This is a genomic window from Mesorhizobium sp. M8A.F.Ca.ET.218.01.1.1 (assembly GCF_004791165.1).
Lineage (GTDB): Bacteria > Pseudomonadota > Alphaproteobacteria > Rhizobiales > Rhizobiaceae > Mesorhizobium.
Genome location: NZ_SRUZ01000048.1, coordinates 1 through 437 on the forward strand (window position 1 = coordinate 1; position 437 = coordinate 437).

General features: G+C 70.5%; 1 pseudogene. It reads left to right on the forward strand.

Features of this window, described 5'->3' with window-relative positions:
* Positions 1–39 precede the first annotated feature (39 nt).
* Positions 40–437, forward strand: a pseudogene (locus EN861_RS36545) (hypothetical protein); the annotation flags it as partial.

Sequence of the window (437 nt, forward strand, 5' to 3'; positions counted from 1 at the left end):
GAGCGCGCGCCGCTCGGCGCCGCCTTCACCAGGCAAGGTGTGGCGACGGCCATCGCCGCGCTCCTGTTCACCGTCATCATGGTCTCGTTCCGGCCCTTCCAGCCGGCGGGCGCGGAACTGACCGGCGAGGGCGGCGATATCGTCAACCAGCTCGGCTTCGGCTCGCTCGGCGCCGTCTCGATCTTCGCGCTGCTCGCCTTCGCCGACCCCCGCGTGGTGCGCTCGCTGGTCAGCCCATCTTGGGCGCTGATGCTGGGCTTCTTCTTCCTGTCGGTGATCCTGGTGACCGATCCGCCGTCTGCGATGCGCGCGGCTGGCCGCACGCGGCTTTTGCTTCTCGATGGACCGGCCGTGCTCGGCCGTGCCGCCATGGACGAGATCGACAACCGCCACGGCAACCGTTCACTGCGCGAGGGCCTCGTCGCGGCCATGCGCGC